General features: G+C 71.4%; 19 protein-coding genes. 11 read left to right on the forward strand and 8 right to left on the reverse strand.

Annotated features, from left to right (window positions below; translation table 11 throughout):
* The coding region (locus AOK00_RS13685) for a phosphotransferase family protein (protein WP_055600581.1) at nucleotides 1-908 on the forward strand (908 nt) is incomplete at its 5' end.
* Nucleotides 909-1,008: 100 nt separating this feature from the next.
* Here AOK00_RS13685 and AOK00_RS13690 read toward each other — a convergent pair.
* Nucleotides 1,009-2,028 (reverse strand): LacI family DNA-binding transcriptional regulator, encoded by a 1,020-nt coding sequence (locus tag AOK00_RS13690; RefSeq protein WP_055600582.1) that lies wholly within the window; start codon nucleotides 2,026-2,028, stop codon nucleotides 1,009-1,011.
* Nucleotides 2,029-2,219: 191 nt separating this feature from the next.
* Here AOK00_RS13690 and AOK00_RS13695 point away from each other — a divergent pair, with 191 nt between their 5' ends.
* The 4 genes from AOK00_RS13695 (at nucleotide 2,220) to AOK00_RS13710 (ending at nucleotide 9,370) form a co-directional block, all read left to right on the forward strand.
* Entirely contained in the window at nucleotides 2,220-4,415 is a 2,196-nt protein-coding gene (locus AOK00_RS13695; protein WP_055600583.1) for a discoidin domain-containing protein, read from the forward strand.
* Between the two features lie 121 nt (nucleotides 4,416-4,536).
* On the forward strand, nucleotides 4,537-6,735 hold the full coding sequence (locus AOK00_RS13700) for a discoidin domain-containing protein (RefSeq protein ID WP_055600584.1): 2,199 nt from the start codon (nucleotides 4,537-4,539) through the stop codon (nucleotides 6,733-6,735).
* A 27-nt stretch (nucleotides 6,736-6,762) separates the two neighbouring features.
* The gene (locus AOK00_RS13705; RefSeq protein WP_055600585.1) at nucleotides 6,763-7,869 is read left to right on the forward strand and encodes a DUF1996 domain-containing protein; all 1,107 of its coding nucleotides are present in this window, start codon (nucleotides 6,763-6,765) and stop codon (nucleotides 7,867-7,869) included.
* Between the two features lie 82 nt (nucleotides 7,870-7,951).
* Nucleotides 7,952-9,370, forward strand: a complete 1,419-nt coding sequence (locus AOK00_RS13710) for a GH1 family beta-glucosidase (protein WP_055600586.1) — start codon at nucleotides 7,952-7,954, stop codon at nucleotides 9,368-9,370.
* A gap of 116 nt (nucleotides 9,371-9,486) precedes the next feature.
* Here the strand turns inward: AOK00_RS13710 and AOK00_RS13715 are convergent, their stop codons facing one another.
* Together AOK00_RS13715 and AOK00_RS13720 are read right to left on the reverse strand one after the other, a co-directional pair.
* Entirely contained in the window at nucleotides 9,487-9,708 is a 222-nt protein-coding gene (locus AOK00_RS13715; protein ID WP_055600587.1) for a hypothetical protein, read from the reverse strand.
* 46 nt (nucleotides 9,709-9,754) lie between these two features.
* Nucleotides 9,755-9,979, reverse strand: coding sequence for a DUF6479 family protein (locus tag AOK00_RS13720; protein ID WP_055600588.1), 225 nt, complete (start codon nucleotides 9,977-9,979; stop codon nucleotides 9,755-9,757).
* 338 nt (nucleotides 9,980-10,317) lie between these two features.
* Here AOK00_RS13720 and AOK00_RS13725 point away from each other — a divergent pair, with 338 nt between their 5' ends.
* Nucleotides 10,318-10,689: a DoxX family protein gene (locus AOK00_RS13725; RefSeq protein WP_055600589.1), complete on the forward strand. Its 372-nt coding sequence runs from the start codon at nucleotides 10,318-10,320 to the stop codon at nucleotides 10,687-10,689.
* A 120-nt stretch (nucleotides 10,690-10,809) separates the two neighbouring features.
* Here the strand turns inward: AOK00_RS13725 and AOK00_RS13730 are convergent, their stop codons facing one another.
* Nucleotides 10,810-11,151, reverse strand: coding sequence for a DUF5713 family protein (locus AOK00_RS13730; protein ID WP_055600590.1), 342 nt, complete (start codon nucleotides 11,149-11,151; stop codon nucleotides 10,810-10,812).
* A gap of 468 nt (nucleotides 11,152-11,619) precedes the next feature.
* On the opposite strand from AOK00_RS13730, the gene AOK00_RS13735 reads away from it, so the two are divergent.
* From AOK00_RS13735 to AOK00_RS13755, 5 genes are all read left to right on the forward strand, one after another.
* Nucleotides 11,620-13,638 (forward strand): ABC transporter ATP-binding protein, encoded by a 2,019-nt coding sequence (locus AOK00_RS13735; RefSeq protein WP_079041984.1) that lies wholly within the window; start codon nucleotides 11,620-11,622, stop codon nucleotides 13,636-13,638.
* A complete protein-coding gene (locus tag AOK00_RS13740) occupies nucleotides 13,635-14,117 on the forward strand; it encodes an NUDIX domain-containing protein (RefSeq protein ID WP_107097383.1) in 483 nt (160 codons plus the stop codon). The genes AOK00_RS13735 and AOK00_RS13740 overlap by 4 nt, the downstream gene beginning before the upstream one ends.
* Nucleotides 14,105-14,896 carry a class I SAM-dependent methyltransferase gene (locus AOK00_RS13745; RefSeq protein WP_254047357.1) on the forward strand — a complete coding sequence of 264 codons (792 nt, stop codon included), beginning with the start codon at nucleotides 14,105-14,107 and terminating at the stop codon, nucleotides 14,894-14,896. Before AOK00_RS13740 ends, AOK00_RS13745 begins: the two co-directional genes overlap by 13 nt.
* Nucleotides 14,897-15,328: 432 nt before the next feature.
* Complete coding sequence (locus AOK00_RS13750; protein WP_055600610.1) at nucleotides 15,329-15,856, forward strand: NUDIX hydrolase family protein; 528 nt, start codon at nucleotides 15,329-15,331, stop codon at nucleotides 15,854-15,856.
* 275 nt (nucleotides 15,857-16,131) lie between these two features.
* On the forward strand, nucleotides 16,132-17,172 hold the full coding sequence (locus AOK00_RS13755; RefSeq protein ID WP_055600592.1) for a vWA domain-containing protein: 1,041 nt from the start codon (nucleotides 16,132-16,134) through the stop codon (nucleotides 17,170-17,172).
* Between the two features lie 177 nt (nucleotides 17,173-17,349).
* Here the strand turns inward: AOK00_RS13755 and AOK00_RS13760 are convergent, their stop codons facing one another.
* The 4 genes from AOK00_RS13760 to AOK00_RS13775 all read right to left on the reverse strand — a co-directional run bounded on the left by AOK00_RS13760 (nucleotide 17,350) and on the right by AOK00_RS13775 (nucleotide 20,742).
* Nucleotides 17,350-17,937, reverse strand: a complete 588-nt coding sequence (locus AOK00_RS13760) for a L,D-transpeptidase family protein (RefSeq protein WP_055600593.1) — start codon at nucleotides 17,935-17,937, stop codon at nucleotides 17,350-17,352.
* A gap of 138 nt (nucleotides 17,938-18,075) precedes the next feature.
* Nucleotides 18,076-18,426, reverse strand: a complete 351-nt coding sequence (locus AOK00_RS13765) for a hypothetical protein (protein WP_055600594.1) — start codon at nucleotides 18,424-18,426, stop codon at nucleotides 18,076-18,078.
* A 249-nt stretch (nucleotides 18,427-18,675) separates the two neighbouring features.
* A complete protein-coding gene (locus tag AOK00_RS13770) occupies nucleotides 18,676-19,791 on the reverse strand; it encodes a peptidoglycan-binding protein (protein ID WP_055600595.1) in 1,116 nt (371 codons plus the stop codon).
* Nucleotides 19,792-20,088: 297 nt separating this feature from the next.
* Entirely contained in the window at nucleotides 20,089-20,742 is a 654-nt protein-coding gene (locus AOK00_RS13775) for a class I SAM-dependent DNA methyltransferase (RefSeq protein ID WP_055600596.1), read from the reverse strand.
* Between the last annotated feature and the right edge of the window lie 191 nt (nucleotides 20,743-20,933).

Raw genomic sequence — 20,933 nt, forward strand, 5'->3', positions numbered from 1 at the left:
GAGCACCAGGTGCCGCCCGTCTGCTCGAACTCTCCGACGGGCGGCACCTGGTGCTCAAGACCGCGCCTCCAGCGAGCGCCCCCGCCCTCACCCACGAACGGGGGCTCCTCGGCACCGAGGCGCTCTTCCACCGTCTCGCCGCCAGGACCGGCACCCGGGTGCCCACCGTCCTGCACCATGAGCCCGCGGGTCCCGGCACCCCCGCCGAGTGGCTGCTCCTCTCGTACGTCCACGGCACCACCTGGGACGCCGCGCGCGACCGGCTCACGCCGACCGATCGCGCGTCGCTGCGCCGTGAGCTGGGAGAGAGCCTGGCCCGGATCGCCACCGTCACAGGGCCGGCGTACGGATACCAGCAGCCCGCGGCGGGGCTCTCCGCCCCCGACTGGCCCACCGCGTTCACCGCCATGCTGCACGCCGTCCTCGCCGACGCGAGCCGGTTCGACGTGGCCCTGCCCGCCCCCACCGGGTTCCTCGCCGGCCTGCCCGTACGGTTCGGCCACCGGCTCGCCGAGGTGCGCCGTCCCGCGCTCGTCCACTTCGACGCCTGGGAGGGCAACGCCGTCCTCGCCCGGACCGGGAGCGGCCCATGGCACCTGAGCGGGCTGATCGACGGGGAACGCGCCTTCTTCGGCGATCCGTTGGCCGAGCTCGTCGGGCTCGACCCGCTCGGGACGGCCGAGGACGATGCCGACCTCCTGGCCGGCTACCGCTCCGTCGACCCCGCCCTGACCGTCGACGTCGGCGCCCGCGCCCGCCTCGCCCTCCACCGGGTGTATCTCGCCCTCGTGATGCGCGTGGAATCCGTCCCCCGCGCCTACGGGGGAGAGTTCGCGGCCTGGCTCGACACCTGGTCCGCCGACCGCGTCATGGAGCAGCTCGCCGTACTGGACGCGCTGGAGGCGTGACGCGCGGAGGTCGGTCGGCAGGGACGGTCTCCGTGCTCGTCGCGATCCCCACTGTCAACGCTGTCCGCGCCGTCACCGCGGTCACCGCGCCCCGGGACGGTCAGGTCGAGTCGCGTACGACCAGGACCGGTTCGAACACCTTCGAGGCCGTCTCGGACCGGGCGCCGTCGAGCTGCTCGACGAGGAGCGTGGCCATCGCGGCCGCCATGCGCTCCACCGGCTGGCGCACGGTGGTCAGCTGCGGACGTGCCTTCCGTGCTGCCACCGAGTCGTCGAAGCCGACCACGGCCACCTCGCCGGGGACGGAGACCCCCTGCTCACGCAGGTACTGGCAGGCGCCCTGGGCCATCAGGTCGTTGGCGGCGAACACGGCGTCGATCCCCGGGTGGTCCTTCAGGAGTCTGGCCATGGCGCGCCTGCCGCTGTCCACCGTGAACCGGCCCCGTACGACGGGGACCGAGGTCACCCCGTGTGCCGCGAGCGCCTCACGGAAGCCGTCGAGGCGTTCGTCCGCCGTGGGGGCGGTGACCGGTGCGGCGATGGTGGCCGGGCGTCGTCGGCCGGTGGCCCACAGGTGCTCTGCCGCCAGACGCGCGCCGGCGGGGTTGTCGAGGTCGACGTAGCCGCACCGCTCCCCGTCGCGGGGGCGGCCGAACAGCACCGTGGGAAGGCCCGCCGCCACCAGCATCGACGGCAGCGGGTCGTTCTCGTCCAGCGGCACCACCAGGGCTCCGTCGGCGCCGCCCTGGCGCAGGTACTCGACGAGTTGGGTCCTGGCCTGCTCGGACTCGGCGACGAGCAGCACGGGCTGGATCGCGCGGCGGCGCAGGACCGGCAGGACACCGTCCACCACGCGTCCGAAGAACGGGTCGGAGAACACCCTGGCGGTGAAGGACCTTCCCGTGGCGCAGAGCACCAGGGCCACGGTCCCGGTGCGCCGGGTGACCAGGGAACGGGCGGCCTGGTTGGGGGTGTAGCCGATGCGGGCGATGGCCTCGCGCACGCTCCGCTGGATGTCGGGAGCCACGTTGCGCACGCCGTTGACGACGCGGGACACCGTCGCGCGCGATACGCCCGCCTCGCGTGCGACGTCTTCCAGAGTCGGTCCTCGATACCCCACCCGCGCACCTTAACGGTGTCGTGTGTCCGGTGGGAGGACGGTCCGCGCCTGGCCGGAACCGGTTGGCGTCGACACTTAATGAAAGCCAAAAGAAAAGTCGTGTCATACGCCTTGACCGTCAACTCGCCCTGCGGGCAAGGTTTCGGGAGAGCGCTCTCCCACGTTTCCCCCATGTATCCAGAGGAGACCCCATGTCTTCCGTCGGGTCCCCGCCGGTCTTCCGGCGACCCGCCTCACGCGTCCGCCGGGCCACCGTCGGCGCACTTGTCACCTCACTGGCCGGCAGCCTGCTCGCCCTCGCCCCCGCCACGACGGCGCAGGCGGCCCCCACCCTGCTCTCCCAGGGAAGGACCGCGACCGCCTCCTCCACCGAGGGCGCCGCCTTCTCCGCCTCCGCCGCCGTCGACGGCGACCTGACCGGCACCCGCTGGGCCAGCGCCTGGCAGGACGCCCAGTGGATCCAGGTCGACCTCGGCAGCAGCGCCACGCTCAGCCACGCGGTCCTCAACTGGGAGGCGGCGTACGGCAAGAGCTACGAGATCCAGGCCTCCGACAACGGCACCACCTGGCGCACCGTCACCTCCGTGACCGCGGGCGACGGCGGCACCGACAACGTCACGCTCTCCGGCACCGGCCGCTACATCCGGATGAACGGCCTCACCCGGGCCACCGGATACGGCTTCTCCCTCTGGGAGTTCCAGGTCTACGGCACCACCGGCGGCACCGGCCCCACGCTCCCCGGCGGCGGCGACCTCGGCCCCAACGTGCACGTCGTCGACCCGTCCACACCCGGCATCCAGGCAAAGCTGGACCAGGTCTTCCAGCAGCAGGAGTCGGCCCAGTTCGGCAGCGGCCGGCACGCCTTCCTCTTCAAGCCCGGCACCTACAACGGCCTCAACGCCCAGATCGGCTTCTACACCCAGATCGCCGGCCTCGGTCTGCGCCCCGGCGACACCACCATCAACGGTGACGTGACCGTCGACGCCGGCTGGTTCAACGGCAACGCCACCCAGAACTTCTGGCGCGGTGCGGAGGGCCTGACCCTCAACCCGGTCAACGGCACCGACCGGTGGGCCGTCTCGCAGGCCTCCTCCTTCCGCCGCATGCACGTCAAGGGCGGCCTCAACCTGGCACCGAACGGCTACGGCTGGGCCAGCGGCGGCTACATCGCCGACTCCAAGATCGACGGCCAGGTCGGCAACTACTCCCAGCAGCAGTGGTACACCCGGGAGAGCTCCATCGGCGGCTGGTCCAACAGCGTCTGGAACCAGACCTTCTCGGGCGTCGAGGGCGCACCGGCCACCTCCTTCCCGGAGCCGCGCTACACCACGCTCGACACCACGCCGATCTCGCGCGAGAAGCCGTACCTCTACCTCGACGGCAACGAGTACAAGGTCTTCGCCCCCGCCAAGCGCGTCAACGCCCGCGGCACCAGCTGGGCCAACGGCGCCCCGCAGGGCGAGTCGATCCCGCTGAGCCAGTTCTACGTGGTCAAGCCGGGCGCCACCGCCGCCACGATCAACCAGGCGCTGGCCCAGGGCCTGCACCTGCTGTTCACCCCGGGCATCTACCACGTCGACCAGACCATCGACGTGAACCGGGCGAACACCATCGTGCTCGGCCTCGGCCTCGCCACCATCATCCCGGACAACGGCGTCACCGCGATGAAGGTCGCCGACGTCGACGGCGTCCGCCTCGCCGGCTTCCTGATCGACGCCGGCCCGGTCAACTCCCCGACGCTGCTGGAGCTCGGGCCGCAGAACTCCTCCGCGGACCACGCCGCCAACCCCACCACCGTGCAGGACGTGTACATCCGCATCGGCGGCGCGGGCGCGGGCAAGGCCACCACCAGCGTGGTCGTGAACAGCGACGACGCCATCATCGACCACACCTGGGTGTGGCGCGCCGACCACGGCGAGGGCTGGGGCTGGGAGACCAACCGCGCAGACTACGGCGTCCGGGTCAACGGCGACGACGTGCTCGCCACCGGCCTGTTCGTCGAGCACTTCAACAAGTACGACGTCGAGTGGTACGGCGAGCGCGGCCGCACGATCTTCTACCAGAACGAGAAGGCGTACGACGCCCCCAACCAGGCCGCCATCCAGAACGGCTCGACGAAGGGGTACGCCGCCTACCGGGTCGACGACTCCGTGAACACCCATGAGGCCTGGGGCCTCGGCAGCTACTGCAACTACAACGTGGACCCGACCATCGTCCAGGACCACGGCTTCAAGGCACCCGTCAAGCCGGGGGTGAAGTTCCACAGCCTCCTGGTGGTGTCCCTCGGCGGTATGGGCCACTACAACCACGTCATCAACGACACCGGGGCGTCCACCATCCCCGCCGGCACCTCGACCGTGCCGTCCACCGTCGTCAACTTCCCCTGACGGTCCGCCGGGACGCGCCCTCACGGCGGCGCGTCCCGGCCTTCCCACCCCTTCCGGGCGGCGCCCAGTCCCCGCCGCGCCGCCCGGAAGGCGATCCCCTCCCCTCCGTCCAGGAGCCGCCATGACCGCGACCAACTCCCCCACGACACGAAGGCGCGCCGGCGCCCGCACCCGCACCCGCACGACGGCCTCGCTCGTCTCCGTCGGTGCCCTGCTCACCACCGCCCTGTCCGCCGCCACGATGCTGACCGCGGCGCCCGCCACCGCCGCCGAGACCCTCCTCTCCCAGGGGAAGAGCGCCACCGCCTCCTCGACCGAGGGCGCCGCCTGGGGCGCCTCCGCCGCGGTCGACGGCGACCTCACAAGAACCCGCTGGGCGAGCCAGTGGAGCGACGCCCAGTGGATCCAGGTCGACCTGGGCAGCAGCGCGAACATCAGCCGCGTCGTCCTGAACTGGGAGGGCGCCTACGGCAAGGCGTACGACATCCAGCTCTCCGACAACGGAAGCGACTGGCGCACCGTCAGGTCCGTGACGGCGGGCGACGGTGGCACCGACGAGCTCGCGGTCACCGGCACCGGCCGCTACGTCCGCCTCCAGGGTGTCACCCGGGGCACCGGGTACGGCTACTCCCTGTGGGAGTTCCAGGTGTACGGCGGCGGATCCACCCAGCCCGAGCCCGGCGGCGCCGTCCGCGTGAGCGGCACGCAGGGCAACTGGCAGTTGACGGTGGGCGGACAGCCATACACCGTCAAGGGCGTCACCTGGGGCCCCGCGATGGCCGACGCCCCCCGCTACATGCCGGACGTGAAGTCCATGGGCGTCAACACCGTCCGCACCTGGGGAACGGACGCCGGCACCAAGCCGCTGCTCGACGCGGCGGCCGCCAACGGCGTCAAGGTGATCAACGGCTTCTGGCTCCAGCCGGGCGGCGGCCCGGGCTCCGGCGGCTGCGTCAACTACGTGACGGACAGCACGTACAAGAGCACCATGCTCACCGAGTTCGCGAAGTGGGTGGACACGTACAAGTCCCACCCCGCCACCCTCATGTGGAACGTCGGCAACGAGTCCGTCCTCGGTCTGCAGAACTGTTACAGCGGCACCGAGCTCGAGGCCCAGCGCAACGCGTACACGACCTTCGTCAACGACGTCGCCAAGAGGATCCACGCCATCGACCCCGACCACCCCGTGACCTCCACGGACGCGTGGACCGGCGCCTGGCCCTACTACAAGCGCAACGCGCCCGATCTGGACCTCTACTCGATGAACGCCTACGGCGACATCTGCGGGGTCCGCGAGGACTGGGTGGAGGGCGGCTACACCAAGCCGTACATCATCACCGAGACCGGGCCGGCCGGCGAGTGGGAGACCCCCAAGGACGCCAACGGCGTCCCCGACGAGCCCACCGACGTCCAGAAGGCCGACGGGTACACCAAGGCCTGGAACTGCGTCACCGGTCACCAGGGCGTCGCCCTCGGCGCGACCGTCTTCCACTACGGCACCGAGCACGACTTCGGCGGCGTCTGGTTCAACCTCCTCCCCGACGGCCTGAAGCGCCTCTCGTACTACGCCCTCAAGAAGGCGTACACCGGCTCCGTCGCGGGCGACAACACCCCGCCGGTCATCAGCGGCATGACGGTCACGCCCGCCGGATCCGCCCCGGCCGGCGGCGAGTTCACGGTCCGCGCCGACGTCCGCGACCCCGACGGCGACCCCGTCACCACCAAGATCTATCTGAGCGGCAACTACGCCAACGGAGACAAGCGCCTGATCGACGCGCAGTACCGCTCCCTCGGCAACGGCACCTTCGCGGTCACCGCGCCCGAGAAGCTCGGCGTGTGGAAGGTGTACGTGCAGGCCGAGGACGGCCGCGGCAACGCCGGCATCGAGACGAAGTCCGTCAAGGTCGTCGCCCCGCCGGTCGCCGGCACCAACATCGCCCTGAACCGGCCCACCACCGCCTCCTCCGCGCAGGCCTCCTACGGCGACTGCCCCTGCCCGGCGACCAACGCGACCGACGGCACCACCACCACCCGCTGGGCCAGCGACTGGAGCGACCCGCAGTGGATCCGGGTCGACCTCGGCTCGGTCCGCTCCTTCAACCGGCTCCAGCTGGTCTGGGACCCGGCCTACGCCCGCTCCTACGAGGTCCAGGTCTCCGACGACGGCGGCACCTGGCGGACCATCCACGCCACCACCACCGGAAACGGCGACATCGACACCATCGAGACCGCTGCCACCGCACGGTACGTCCGGCTCCAGCTCACCGCGCGCGGCACCGGCTGGGGCTACTCGCTCCACGAGTTCGGAATCTACAGCTGACCCCCTGAGGAGAACGAGGAGATCACGATGAGAATCCGCGGCCGGACCCTGTCCGCCTTACTGCTCGCCGCAGCGATGGGCGTCTCCGCCCTGACGGTGAACACCTACACCGCGGCCACCGCCCACGGGGAGACCACCGCCCCGGCCGCCGGCGCCCACGGGGCGCACACGGCGGGCACCGCCGAGGGCCATGTCATGGCGGCCTCCGCGCTCCCCTCGGCGGACGACCCCGACGGCGACGGCTACATCCCGGCCGTACCCCAGGTCACCGGGGTGACCCCGTCCACGGCCACCCCGCCCCCGGCCTACCACCACGAGTTCCAGGCCGGCTGCTCCGTCACCCACACCGCGCCGGACGACCCGATCGTCTACCCGGGCCAGTTCGGCAAGTCCCACGACCACACGTTCATGGGCAACACCTCCACCGACGCGGCCAGCACCACCGGCTCGCTCTACGGAGGCGGCACCACCTGCAAGGCGCCCGCGGACGCCTCCGCGTACTGGATGCCCTCGCTGTACAAGGGCGACCAGAAGATCCTGCCCGTCGGTCCGCAGGTCATCTACTACAAGGCGGGCGTCACCGACTACCGGAGCGTGCGGCCCTTCCCCAAGGGTCTGCGGTTCGTCGTCGGCAACCCGACGCAGACCGCCCAGGAGTTCCGCAGCCACAAGGGCTTCGTCGAGGGCTGGGAATGCGGTGACAGCTTCTTCAACACCGACATCCCGGCGAGCTGTCCGAGCCGGCCCGACGTACAGCTCAACCTGCGCATGCAGGCGCCCAGCTGCTGGGACGGTCTGTACCTCGACACCCCCGACCACAAGAGCCACATGGCGTACCCGGTGGTCAAGCCCGGCACCAACGACAACATGTGCCCGGCCTCCCACCCGGTCGCCCTGCCGATGATCGAGTTCAAGATGGCGTGGCCGGTCAACGGCGACATGAGCCAGGTCCGCCTGGCCAGTGGTCGCGGCTACTCCTTCCACTACGACTTCTTCAACGCATGGGAGGAACGCACCCTCAAGGCCCTCGTCGACCACTGCATCGTCGGCGGCCTGCAGTGCGACACACGGGGCTTCGACCTGTACCGCCCCGAACGCGGAGTCGTGCTGAACGCGGACCACCGCCTGCCCTGATCCGTCTCCCGAACACGGCCCGGACGCCCGCGAGGGCGCCCGGGCCGCTTGCCCGTCCGCCTCTCGGCACCAGGAGGATCCCGTGACCGCCCCCGCCCCGTCCGCCACCGCCCACCACGACGCGCTCATCGACCTCCTCCCCCCGCACTTCCGCTTCGGCGCCGCCACCTCCGCCTTCCAGATCGAGGGAGCCACCGCCGAGGACGGCCGCACCCCGTCCATCTGGGACACCTTCTGCCGCGTCCCCGGGGCCGTGGACAACGGCGACACCGGAGACGTGGCCTGCGACCACTACCACCGCATGCCCGAGGACGTGGCCCTGCTGGCAGCCCTCGGCCTCGACACGTACCGCTTCTCCGTCTCCTGGTCCCGCGTCCAGCCGCACGGGAGCGGCCCGGCCAACCCGGCGGGGATCGGTTTCTACGACCGTCTCGTCGACGAGCTCCTCGCGCACGGCGTCACGCCCTGGCTCACCCTGTACCACTGGGACCTGCCCCAGGAGCTCCAGGACGCCGGCGGCTGGCCCGCCCGCGACACCGCCCACCGCTTCGCCGACTACGCGGAACTCGTCCACGAGCGCCTCGGCGACCGCGTCACCCACTGGACCACCCTCAACGAGCCGTTCTGCTCGGCCGTCCTCGGCCACGTCGAGGGCGTCCACGCGCCCGGAGGCCGCTCCTTCGCCGACGGGGTGCGCGCCGTGCACCATCTGCACCTCGCCCACGGCCTCGCGGTCCAGCGCCTGCGCTCCGCCGCCCGCCGGCCCCTGGACCTGGCCGTCACCCACCTCCTCGGCACCAGCCGGCCCGCCACCTGCTCGGCGGCCGACCGGGAGGCCGCGCGCCGGGCCGACGCCCTCGGTTTCCGCTTCTACCTCGACCCCGTCCTGCGCGGCCGGTACCCCCAGGACCTCGTCGACGACCTGGCCGCCCGGGCCGTCGAGATTCCCGTCAGGGACGGCGACCTGGAGATCATCTCCAGCCCCATCGACACGCTGGGCGTCAACTACTACCGCTCGATGCGCACGTCGGGGGTCGACGAGAACGGCTCCTCCACCGACGCGGACGGCATCCCCGTCACCCGTAACCTGCCGCACGGCGGCCTGCCGGTCACCGGCCTCGGCTGGGAGGTGATGCCGCACGACCTCACCGACCTGCTGCTGCGCGTCTCCCGGGACTATCCCGGCACGACGATGGTGGTCACCGAGAACGGCGCCGCGTACGAGGACGTCGCCGACGCCCACGGCTTCGTCGAGGACGCCGACCGCACCGCCTACCTCGCGTCCCACCTGGCCGCCGTGGCCGAGGCTCGCAGCCGGGGCGCCGACGTCCGCGGCTACTTCGCGTGGTCGCTCCTGGACAACTTCGAGTGGGCGTACGGCTACGACAAGCGCTTCGGTCTCGTCCGCGTCGACTACGCCACCCAGACCCGTAGGCCCAAGCGCAGCGCCCTGTGGCTGCGGGACACGGCCCACCGCGTCCGCGGCGGCACCCACGGGTGACCCTCCCGGGCGCCCCGGATCGGCCGGGTGTCACGGCTGCCGGTCCCGGGGGCTTCCCTCGCGGCCACGGTCCCGAGCCTGCGCTCGCGGGTACCGGTCCCGGGTGTTCCCTCGGGCTACTGGTCCCGGGTCTGCTCTTCGCGGCCGAGGCCCGGGCGCTGGCGCTTGGCCCGGTGACCGTCGGCGCCCGCCCGGTCGGTGTCACCGGCGCGACCCGCCACGGCCGCCTCCGCGTCCTCGCGGGCCTCCTTGTCACCGCTCTCGCCCTCGGCGCCCGCCGGAGTGGTGGGGGCGGTGCGGCGGTGCCGCCGCTCGTCCTCGTTTCCTCGTTCCTTCACGGGGTCCTCCTTCGGGGATCGTCGTCGGTCCGGCTCCGGGGCGACCTCATCGGTCCGGCCGCTCGTCCGGCGCGGTCCAGGAGTCCCGCCTCGCCTCGGCCGCCGGCGGCTGAGCGACAGCGGCGGACGCCCGTCTGCGGGCCGAGCGCCGGGAACCCCACCAGAAGGCGGCGATCAGCAGCACGGCGATGACCACCCCGACCAGGATCAACAGCAGGGCGGGTGAGCCGGAGGCGGCAAGTTCGGAGGTTGTGGCGGTCGAGAAGGGCATGGGGGTCCTTCCTGTCGAGAACGGATCGAACCGTCTGAGTTCCGCGGCTACCCCCTGACAACGCAATCAATCACACGGTTCCCCGGGGCGACCGCGGCGAGCGCCTCGTCCGGCACCTCAGCTCTGCCGTGACGAGCGCCGCTCCGCCCCGCCGTCGAGGTGCGGGAAGCGGGCCGTTCAGACGGCTGTCCGGACGGGCCGGCCGCCAGGAGACGGCGTCGCGCGGCGTCCGCCCCGAACGAGCCACGGAGTACGAGCCCCACACAAACCTACCGGCCGGTAGGGTGTGCTCCGCCTTCCCTCTTCGCCCGCCGATCCGCCTCGTCCGAAGGAATCCGATGTCCCGGTCCGCACGCTCCGCCTTCCTGCTCGCCGGCCTGCTCGCCTCCGCGGGCGTCGCCCACTTCGCCTCCCCGAAGCAGTTCGACGCCACCGTGCCGGAGTTCCTTCCGGGCAGCCCCCGGACCTGGACCAAGGCCAGTGGGGTCGCGGAACTCGCCCTCGCCGCCGGCCTCGCCCTTCCGGCGACCCGCAAGGCGAGCGCCCGCGCCGCCGCCGTGTTCTTCGCCGGAGTCTTCCCGGCCAACGTCAAGATGGCCTACGACTGGCGAGACCGCTCACCGAAGGCGCAGGCGATCGCCTACGGTCGGCTGCCCCTCCAGATCCCCCTGGTCCTGTGGGCGCGCGGCATCGGTCGCGCCGACTCCTGACACCCGCCGCCCGACGTGGCGGGTCCCCGCCCCACCGGTGAGCGCGACGTCGATCACGGCGAGCCCTTCGCCGGTGACAGTGACACGGAACCTGCGCCGTCCGCCGCCGTCACCCCTCGATCACCAATCCCGCGTGGCGATCAGTTCCTCCACGTCCGCGTCCGAGAACCCGTAGGCCGACGCGACACGCCAGAAGTCCTCGGCGATCACCTCCCGCGCGACCGTCTCGATCTCACTCCCCGCAGCCTCGAACTCCGCCTCCAGAAGGTTGAACTCGTCCGTCGCGGCCCGAGTCAGTTCGTACAGGGCCGCCAGGTCGGCCGGCCGCTCGGCCTCGATCCGTTCGCACAGCCGCAGCAGGATCGCTCTGCCCTTGTCGACGACGTGGTCGGGGAAGTACGCGTCCGCGTACATCTGCCGCAGAAACCCGTGCCCGGCCACCTGCCGGTTCGTGAGGGCCATGACGCCTCCGTCTCTGAAGAGGGGATGAAGAGGGAAAGACGTGCCCATCTTGAACGGGACCACTGACAACGCGCGGCGTCACGCACCCCGGTGGGCCCCGTTCGCTTCGTCCCACCCCGTCCCGCTCGCACGCTCAGGACGGCGTCGGCGTTTCGGCCACTGGCACATCGACGCCCGGGCCAGCCCCGGCAAGGGTCGGTGTAACCGGAACGAACGCACTTTCGCCTGGAGCCGGGGTTCACAGCACGTCCAAAAGTCATGTGTTCGAGAGGGCGGGGGTCGTCGTTGAGCCTGGCAACCCCTCACCGCACCCCTCCCGGAGGCTGACATGTACCCCCTGCCTCATCCCCTGACCGCCCTTCCTCCCGCCGCTGAGCCTGTGCCCGTCCGGCTCTCGACCGCGGCGGCACGGCCCCGACGTACCGCCGGCGCCGCCCGCGCTGCACGACCGCGTACGGGGTGGTGGGGATGACCGACGACAACGTCACCGCTCCGTCCTCGATGGACGGGCCCTCACCCTCCGAGCAGCTGCTGTTCGGCGGCGAGCTCACCTACGACTACGGCTGGGGCAGCCACGACGGGGCCTGGCTGAAGCTCGGACTGCGTCAGATGGGCGGCGCGCTGCCACGACAGGTCGCGGTCGCGATCCGGCTGGCGCGCGAGGCCGACCAGCGGGCGTTCGTCACGGTCGCGGTCTGCGAGATCGCCCGCGGGATCGCGCAGGCCGTCTCCCTGATCGCGGTCAACTCCCTCCTCGTCGAACTGCTCGCGTCCGGCGACATCACCGGAAGGCTCCGCGCCGCGCTGCCGTCGCTCGCCCTGGTCGCCGTGCTGGCGGTGATCGGCTCGGCGTGCAAGTCGGCCTCGGCCGCCGCGACCGGGATCCTGGAGCCGAAGGCCCAGAGGGTGGCGACCGAGCGCTATCTCGGGCTCGTGGCGAAGGTGGAGCTGGAGGCGATCGAGGACGACGCCTTCCACAAGCTGATGGACTCCGCGCAGTGGGGCGCCGACTCGGCCCGGCGGATGGTCGGCTACTGCACCGCCGTGGTCACCTCCGCGATCTCCCTGATCGCCGCCGCCGGTGTTCTCGCGGTGCTGCACTGGACACTCCTGCCGCTGCTGGCGTTCATGGCGCTCCCGAGCGCGTGGGGCTCGCTCACCATGGCCAGGCACCGGTACGTCAGCTGGCACCGCTTCGTCCAGCACGTCCGGGCAGCCAAACTGATCAGCCAGCTCCTGATCAACCCGCAGGCCGCGGCCGAGATCCGCGTCCACGACGTGGCTCCCTTCCTTCTCACGCACTTCCGGGAGATGGCGCTGACGAGCGAGCGCGAGCAGACCCGGCTCGCCTGGACCGGCGCACGCACGCATGTGCTGGCGGACTCGGCCCGCGGGCTTGCGACCGTCGCCACCTACGGAGTCCTCGGACTGCTGCTGTGGAACGGACGCATGGACCTCGCGGTGGCCGGCACGGCCGTACTGGCGATCCGCACCGGCTCGGCCAGCATCACCGACCTCGTCCTCCGTGTCACGGACGTGCAGGAGGAGGCGCTGTTCGTCGCCGACCTGGAGACCCTGTGCACCGAGGCCGTCCGGCGCGCCATCCCCGCCGGCGGGCGCGACCTGCCCGACGAGGTGGACGAGATTCGCTTCGAGGGGGTCACCTTCACCTACCCCGGCAAGGACAAGCCGTCCCTGTCCGAGGTCGACCTCGTCATCCCCCGCGGCAGGACCGTCGCCCTCGTCGGGAGCAACGGCGCCGGCAAGTCGACGCTGATCAGCCTGCTCAGCGGCGCCCGGCTCCCCGACAGCGGAAGAGTCCTGTGGGGCGGGGTGAGCACCGCGGAGGCCGACCGGGCACAGGTCTTCGCGCGCGTGGCGATGGTCGCCCAGGACTTCTTCCGGTGGCCGTTCACCGCCCGCGTCAACATCGGCATCGGGCGCACATCCGGTTCGATGGACGACGCGGCCGTCGAACCGGCCGCCGCGTACTCGGGCGCGGACAGGGTCGTCACGGGACTCCCGCGTCGCTGGGACTCCCTCCTCTCCCGCGGCTACAAGGGCGGGCAGGAGATCTCCGGCGGCCAGTGGCAGAAGTTCGGCCTCGCCCGGGCCCGGCACCGCGACGGCGCCGTGCTCATCGTCGACGAGCCCACCAGCGCCCTGGACGCGGCCGCCGAGCAGCGGGTCTTCGACCAGATCCACCAGCTGGCCGACAAGGGGCAGACCACCGTGCTGATCACCCACCGCCTGGCCAGCGCCCGCCACGCCGATGTGATCTACGTGCTCGACGAGGGCCGGGTCGCCGAGCGGGGCACCTTCGCGGAGCTGATGGACCCGGCCACCGGCACCGGGGCGTTCAGAGAGGCGTACGAGCTGCAGGCCCGTCAGTTCGTACAACCGGCCGTTCCGGCGCAGCCCGTACGGTCCACGGCGCCGCCGGGCGCTCCGGGCGCCCGGGCGGACAGCGGGGAGGCCACGTCATGACGCCTGACGACGGCCGGGGCTACTATCCATTGCACCTCCGCGACGCCAACAAGCCCGAGATCTGGCAGCCGGGAGCCTGGTCGCTGCTCGGGGGCGGGCGGGAGCCGCAGGACACCACCCTGCTGGACACGGTCCGCCGCGAACTCCCGGAAGAGGCAGGCCTGGAGATCGCCGGCTTGCGGCCGTACGCGGTCGAGCACGCCATCGGTACGGACGGCACGCTCGTGCCGATCCAGGTCTTCACCGGCAGCCGGAACGGCGACCCGTCCGCCCTGCGGCTGACCGAAGGCGTGATGCTCGCCTGGATGGACCCGGGCAAACTCCCGTTCCTGACGATGGCGGCGTCGACCAGGGAGCTCCTCCAACGACACGCGGCCGAGCACGCCGTACCCGCTGCCGGCCTCGCAGCGACTGCCGGGGCGGGCGCCCTGGGAGTCCGGGCCGGCCGGCCCCCTAGGGAATCGGGGTGGACACGTTGACCGACTTCGCCACCGTCGGGGCCGCGTACTCCGCCCACTCCCTCAGTGCCCGGGGCCGCCTGCGTCACGACCTCGTCGCGCGCCGACTCCTCGCCGAACTGCCCACCGGGCACGCACGGGTCCTGGACGTCGGCTGCGGGGACGGCGAGATGACGCTTCGGCTCGCCGCGGCCGGGCACCGTGTGACGGGCGTCGACCCGTCCGCGGAGATGCTGGGGGCCGCGGCCCGCCGCCTGGGCGCCCGGCCCGACCTCGCCCCGCAGATCCGGCTCCTCGAAGCAGACATCGACGGCCTTCCCTTCGGACGGGAGCGGTTCGACGCCGTGTGCTGTCACGGGGTACTGATGTACCTGGACGACGCGGCCGGCGCGATCGGCCGCCTCTCGGGGTTGGTCGCCCGTGGCGGGGTGCTGAGCATCCTGACGAAGAACCGGGCCGCGATCGGCTTCCGCGAGGCCCTGCGCGGCGAGTACCGGGCGGCGCGTGACCTCATCGAGCACGGTGCGGCGGCGAGCGTGGGGAATCTCGGCATCGAGACGCGTGGGGACACGGCCGAGGCGCTCGACGGGATCGCGGCAGAGCACGGGCTCGCTCCGCTCCCCTGGCAGGGGGTGCGGATCTTCCACGACCACCTCGTGGACTGGGCTCCCGGCCCCGAGGAGTACGCGCAGGCGCTGCAGACGGAGTGGGCCGCCTCGACGCGGGACCCGTACCGGCAGCTCGGCCGCCTCGTCCACACTTTGGCCCGCCGCGGGACGGAACGACGGAGGACCCCATGACGGAACCGGGTCCGGCCACCCGCGCATCGCCTGCGCGCACGCCCCGGGTGCGACCGAGGTAGTTCGTCAGCCCTTCACCGTGGACGCCGGCCTCGGCCGCCGCGCTCTCGTCGATGCCCACGTTCGCGACGCACTCCCCGGCCACCGCGCCGGGCTCGATCACCGCGACCGTGAGACCGACCGGGGTGGCGACCGGGGCCAGGCTTTCCGTGCAGCCCTCGGCCGCCAACTTGGCAGCACGGTATGCCTCGTTGACCACCGGGGGATCCTGCCGCCACCTCTCGACCGAGAACGGCGCAGAGCGCCGCCCCGTGCTCATCGGCGCGCCGGCATCCACTCGACTCACGGGTCCTCGTGAACTCCCACCCGCCTGGCAGACACGCGATCTAGGCCGAGACACGGTCGGGAAAGTATGATCAAGCGATGTCCGACATGACAGAGACCACGCCCGGCTGGCTGAGCACGGACGAGCTGAACACGGCTCGGGCCCAGATGCCGATCCTTTACGTCGAGGCCGTACCCGTGCGTGTGGACGACAGCGGCGAAGTCACCAGTATCGGTCTGCTCCTGCGGATCGGCGCGGACGGCACCATCAGCCGCACCCTGGTCTCCGGCCGGGTCATGCACCACGAGCGCGTCCGTGACGCACTCCTACGCCACCTGGAGAAGGACCTCGGCCCGGTGGCCCTGCCACGCGTCCCTCCCGCACTGCAGCCCTTCACCGTCGCCGAGTACTTCCCCACGGCCGGCATCACGCCGTACCACGACCCACGCCAGCACGCGGTCTCGCTGGCGTACATCGTGCCGGTGAGCGGCGACTGCCGCCCACGGCAGGACGCACTGGACCTCGTCTGGTTCAGCCCGCAGGAAGCGGCCTCCCCCGCCGTACAGAACGAGATGCCGGACGGCCGCGGGGCGCTGCTGAAGCAGGCTCTCGCGCACGTGGGGCACGCGTACTGAGAGTCGGGTCGACGAAGCAGGACGCCACGGTGCCGCTGCCCGGGAACAGGCAGCGGCGCCGTGCCCCCCTCCGCCGGAAGTGACACCGCCTCAGTCCTCCCGCACGCGGCGGCGACGGCATCCGCCGCACCGGGCGGCCGCACTCCGCCCTCTTTCCGCGTTGCCTCCGCAGATCGGCACCACAGCCCCCGCGACCACCCGCCCCGCAGCCACGTTCGATTGTCAGTGGTGGGTGAGACGGTAGGCGCATCGAGTCGGAACGAGGGGGAGCTGTCATGACCCGAAGCCAGAACTACATCAACCACGTTGCCCTTGTGCTGGACGCCAGTTCGTCCATGTCGCACCTGAGCCGCAAGGTCATCGAGGTCGCCGACCAGCAGATCGCGTACCTGGCCCGCCGGTCGAAGGACCTGGACCAGGAGACCCGCGTCACGGTGTACGTCTTCGCCGACAAGGTGGAGTGCGTCATCTACGACAAGGACGTGCTGCGGATGCCGTCGCTGAAGCAGCTGTACCGGGTGGGCGGTATGACGGCTCTGCTGGCGGCCGCGCTGAAGTCCCAGCGGGAGCTCGCGCAGACGGCGCAGCTGTACGGCGACCACAGCTTCCTGACATTCGTGCTCACCGACGGTCAGGAGAACGCGAGCCATCGCTGCCCGGACGCTCCGGCCAAGGATCCGCGTGAACTGGTGCAGGCCGTGGCGGAGATGATCCGGACGCAGGAGGACAACTGGACGCTGGCCGTCCTCGTACCGGACCAGATGGGCAAGCACGAGGCCATGCAGGGCGGCTTCCCGAAGGACAACATCGCCATCTGGGACGCCACGAGTACGCAGGGTCTCGAGGAGGCCGGGCAGGTCATCCAGGAGGCCACCGAGAAGTTCATGGTGGGGCGCAGCAAGGGCATCCGGGGATCGCGGGCCGTGTTCTCCGTGGGGGCCGAGGCCGTGAACAAGGACAGCGTCGAAGCGGCGGGCCTGGCCCCTGTGGATCCTTCGGAGTACGACCTGATCGCGGTGGCTCGCGACGTGGCGATCCGGGACTGGGTCGTCGAAAGCGGGCACACGTACCGAACCGGTGGTGCGTTCTACCAGCTGAGCAAGTCGGAGAAGATCCAGGCTCGGAAGCAGATCGCGGTGCTGGAGAAGAAGACGGACCGGGTGTACACCGGGCCCGAGGCCCGATCGCTGCTGGGCCTGCCGGACGTCGAGGTGCGCGTCAAGCCTGACCACAACGACGACTTCACGATCTTCGTGCAGAGCACCAGCGTGAACCGCAAGCTCGTTCCGAACACCCGGCTGCTGCTGATGCACTGACGCCTTGTCAGGGGATCGGTCGGGGCCCGGGTCCCCAGGCCCCACCGTGCCCGGCCCCACCGGAGGCAGAGCCGGTGGGGCCGGGCACGGTCTCGCGGGCTGCCGCCCTGTACAGGAGTACGCGCTGCCGGCCTGCTGTGTACGGCGACGGCTCGGCGGTCGCTCTCCCCGGCCGCGTCAGGACACCACGCGCAGGTGCGTCGGCCAGCCGATCTCCTTGCGGTCCAGGAGGCGGAACATCTTCTTGATGTCTGTCGGGTTCAGCTTCACGCAGCCGTTCGACTTGTGGTCGCCGACGCCGTCCCAGCGGCGGGGCTCCGTACGGCCCTCGCTGCCGTCGCGGTTCATCTCGGAGTGGATGAACATCTCCGTGCGCGTCGCGGTGCCCTGGGAGCACTTCATGTCTTCAAGGTAGACGGCGTAGCCCTTGATGAGGTTGCCGTCGTAGGTGCGGGACCTGAGCTTGATCTTCCAGTTGCCGTTCGGGATCCAGCCCTTGGAGCGCACGCAGTCGTCCTTGACGCCGAGGCCCGATCCGGCCCGGTACGTGGCCCAGAGCTTCTCGCCCTTGAAGACGGAGAGACGGGAGTCGGTGGGGTCGCTCGGGTTCTTGTCGAAGACCAGGGTGGTCGCCACGTCCTTGCCCGCCGCCTGCGCCTTGGCGGACGTGGTGCCCTGGGCCATGGCGGCGGGGGTCAGCGCCAGGGTGGTCGCCACGATTCCGGTGATCAGCGTGCCGCGCAGATGACGTCCGTTGCTGCTCATGTGCGTCGTCCCTCGTTCTTTCCGTACGGCTCCGGGGTGTCCTTGGCCGTACCTGTGCGGGTGTGTGGTGTCGGCGTTCGGTGGTGCGTGGGGCGGGCCGCCCGTGTCGGGAGCACGGCCCGCCCCACCGGTGGGCGGTCAGGCGATGGCGAGGCGCACCTGCGCGTTCTTCGTGCCCTTGAAGGTGTAGGAGAACTGCTCTCGTACGCCGGAGCCGCAGGCGGACTTCGTGCGGTACTCGCCGTTGCCGGCGTTGATGCGGACCAGGGCGCACTTGCCGTCGGCCCGGGTGTCCTGGAGCCAGCCGGACACGGTCACGTCGTTGCCCGAGCAGCGCAGGGTCCAGCCGGCCGACGCCCCGTCCGCCACAGGGGACGCGGAGGACGGACAGGACGCGGCGTTGGCCGGGCCGGCGGTGCCGAGGGCCAGACCGCCGGCGAGGACGGCGGCCGAGAGTACGGACGTGAGGGTCTTGCGGGCTGCGAACATGGTTGTCCCCTTCGGGTGGCGTGCTGACAGGGCGGACCGGGGCGATGACTCGGACCTGGACACCTCGCCGAGGGGCGGAGTGTCCAGGAGTGCCGGCCGCGGCAGCAGCATCCGCCGGGAAGCATGGGCAGGGGAAGCCGATCCCGGCTCCTTGCCGAGGTGCATCGATGCGCCCTGCACTGCATGGCCCTGACCTGCGGCTATGCGGGGATGCGCATGCGCAGGGTCTCCGTGGGCCGGACGGCGGACTCACACGGGAGGCGTCGGCTGCGGGCTGGTGGCCCGCTGGTAGGCGGGGGCCTTGACGGGAGGGAGCTGTTTCACCAGCAGAGCCAGCCATGTGTCCACGTTCACCCGGCCGGTCGCGCGCAGGCCGTGAGTGCGCTGGAAGTACCTCACGTCCGCGGTGGTCGCCGCGGTGAATTTCCCCGACACCGCCGTGCCGCCCTGGTCCACGTTGTTCAGAAGCTCCTGCACGGCCCGTACCTCGAAGGCGCCGGATCCGGGCCCGACTTCCTTCGCCACGAGCTCAGGCCAGGTCTGGTTGCCCACCTTGCCGTCGACCGACAGGTCATGCCGGTGCTGGAAGTCCATGACCGCGTCCCGCGTGTCCTCCCGGAAGAAGCCGTCGGCCCGCACGTCGTAGCCGTGGGAGTTCAGCAGGTACTGCAGGGCACGGGCACGGGCGAACTGGTCCTCCTCGCCCATCCGCAGCAACGGCCACGCATACGGTGCCTCGCTCGCGGAAACCGCGCCTGCCGCTCCCGCGCCGGCTCCCACCGTGGCCCCGTGGTCCCGGGCGGTGAGCCGTTCCTGTACGGCCATTCCGGCGGCGAAGGCCGCAGCCAGGGCCGCCGCGACCAGCACCGGCCGTAACCACGGGGAACGGCGGCGGCCGGACGCGTCGCTGCTGTCCGGGTCGCGGGCGGCCTTGAAGGGGGCGGTTCGCAGGGTGGCGGTTCCGTCGTTCCCCGGGGTGGCTTCGGCCGGGGCGGTCTCATGGGGTCCGTCCGTGGCCTGGAGCGGTGTCGAGGGCACACCTGCGTTGCCACTGGTCGGTTGGCGACCGTTGTCACGAAGTGCGGCGCGGCACAGTGCCTTTGCCTGTTCGAGTTCCTCGGCCGGGGCACGCAACTGGGCGTGCAGAGCCTCGACCACCCTCAGCGAGGCGATGGACGGGTGCCTGGGGTTCAGGTAGCGCGAGAGCGTTGTCTGGTCGATGCCCAGCCTCGCCGCCAAGGCCTGCTGCGTCGGCCGCGTGCCACCTGCCGAGTTCCCGCTCTCCTCCCACCAACCACGCAGCAGCAGCGCCAGCCGCGCCGCCGCGCCCTGTGACTGGTCCTGACCGCCCCGCTCTTGTGGCATGTGCACGTCCCTCACCCGGTTCGTCGTATGACAGCCAGGCCTCCGTATCGACGCATCACCGCCTGCATAGCGACATAACAGCAGGTCAGGTCCATGCATGACGGCAGCGTCAACGCATCGGCCTCAGCGGCGCCGATCGTAGCGGCGTGATCGCGAGCCCAGCACCACCACATACGGGCCGACGGCACGCCCGGGCCGACTCGCCGTGATCCACAGGGCGTGGGGGGAGTACGCCGTTGCGCCCGGGCCGAGCCGGGGCGAGGTCGATGGGAGACGCTCTCCGTTCACCCGGACGGGTCACGCCTTGCGGGCGAGGAGCTGGACCTCCTGGAACTGCCGTCGGTCGGTGGGCAGTGGCTCGATGGTCGTGCGGCCCACCTCAGCCAGTCCGTGGTCGCGCAGGAGTCCGGCAAGACGGTCGGGGTGCCAGCGGTAGGCCGTCATCACGGCGTGGTCGTAGCTCTGCGTCTCGACGTGCGGGCCGTCTGTGGCGGGGAAGGCGATCAAGAGGTGCCCGCCAGGTGCAAGGACCCGGGCGATCTCGGCCACGATGGCGGGGACGTCCTGCGGCGGGGTGTGGATGACGGACCACCGCGAGAGCACGCCGGCCAGAGCGCCGTCCTCGATGTCGAGGGCGGCCATCGAGCCGACCTCGAACCGCAGCCCGGGGTGTGCTGAGTGCGCGAGTTCGACCATCACGGGCGAGGCGTCGACACCGAACGCCTTCAGGCCCAATCCGTGCAGGTGGGCGGTGACGTAGCCCGGCCCGCAGCCGAGGTCCGCGACCTCGCCGGGGCCGTCACCGTTCGTCCGCACCAGTTCCGCGAAGGCGCCCAACAGGGCGCGCTCCAGCGGCCGGTCCCGCAGGGAGTCCTGGAACTTCTGCGCATAGACGGTCGCGATGGCGTCGTAGGCGTCGCGGGTCGCGCCCAAGGTGTCGAGTTCGGTCATCCGAAGACCGTAGCGGGAGACCGGGGCGTACGCCGAGGCGGGTGGCCCGTCGCCCGTCGACCGCTCCTTCGGAGGAATCGGCTTCAGGGCAGCCTCCCCACCGCAGCCGGGTGTTCCGTGCAACAGGATCCGCCGCCCGGCCCCGGGACAGGCGCACCGCGCCCCGAGGCGAGAACGCGCCTCCTGGCGCC

The organism is Streptomyces aureus (assembly GCF_001418135.1).
GTDB lineage: Bacteria > Actinomycetota > Actinomycetes > Streptomycetales > Streptomycetaceae > Streptomyces > Streptomyces aureus_A.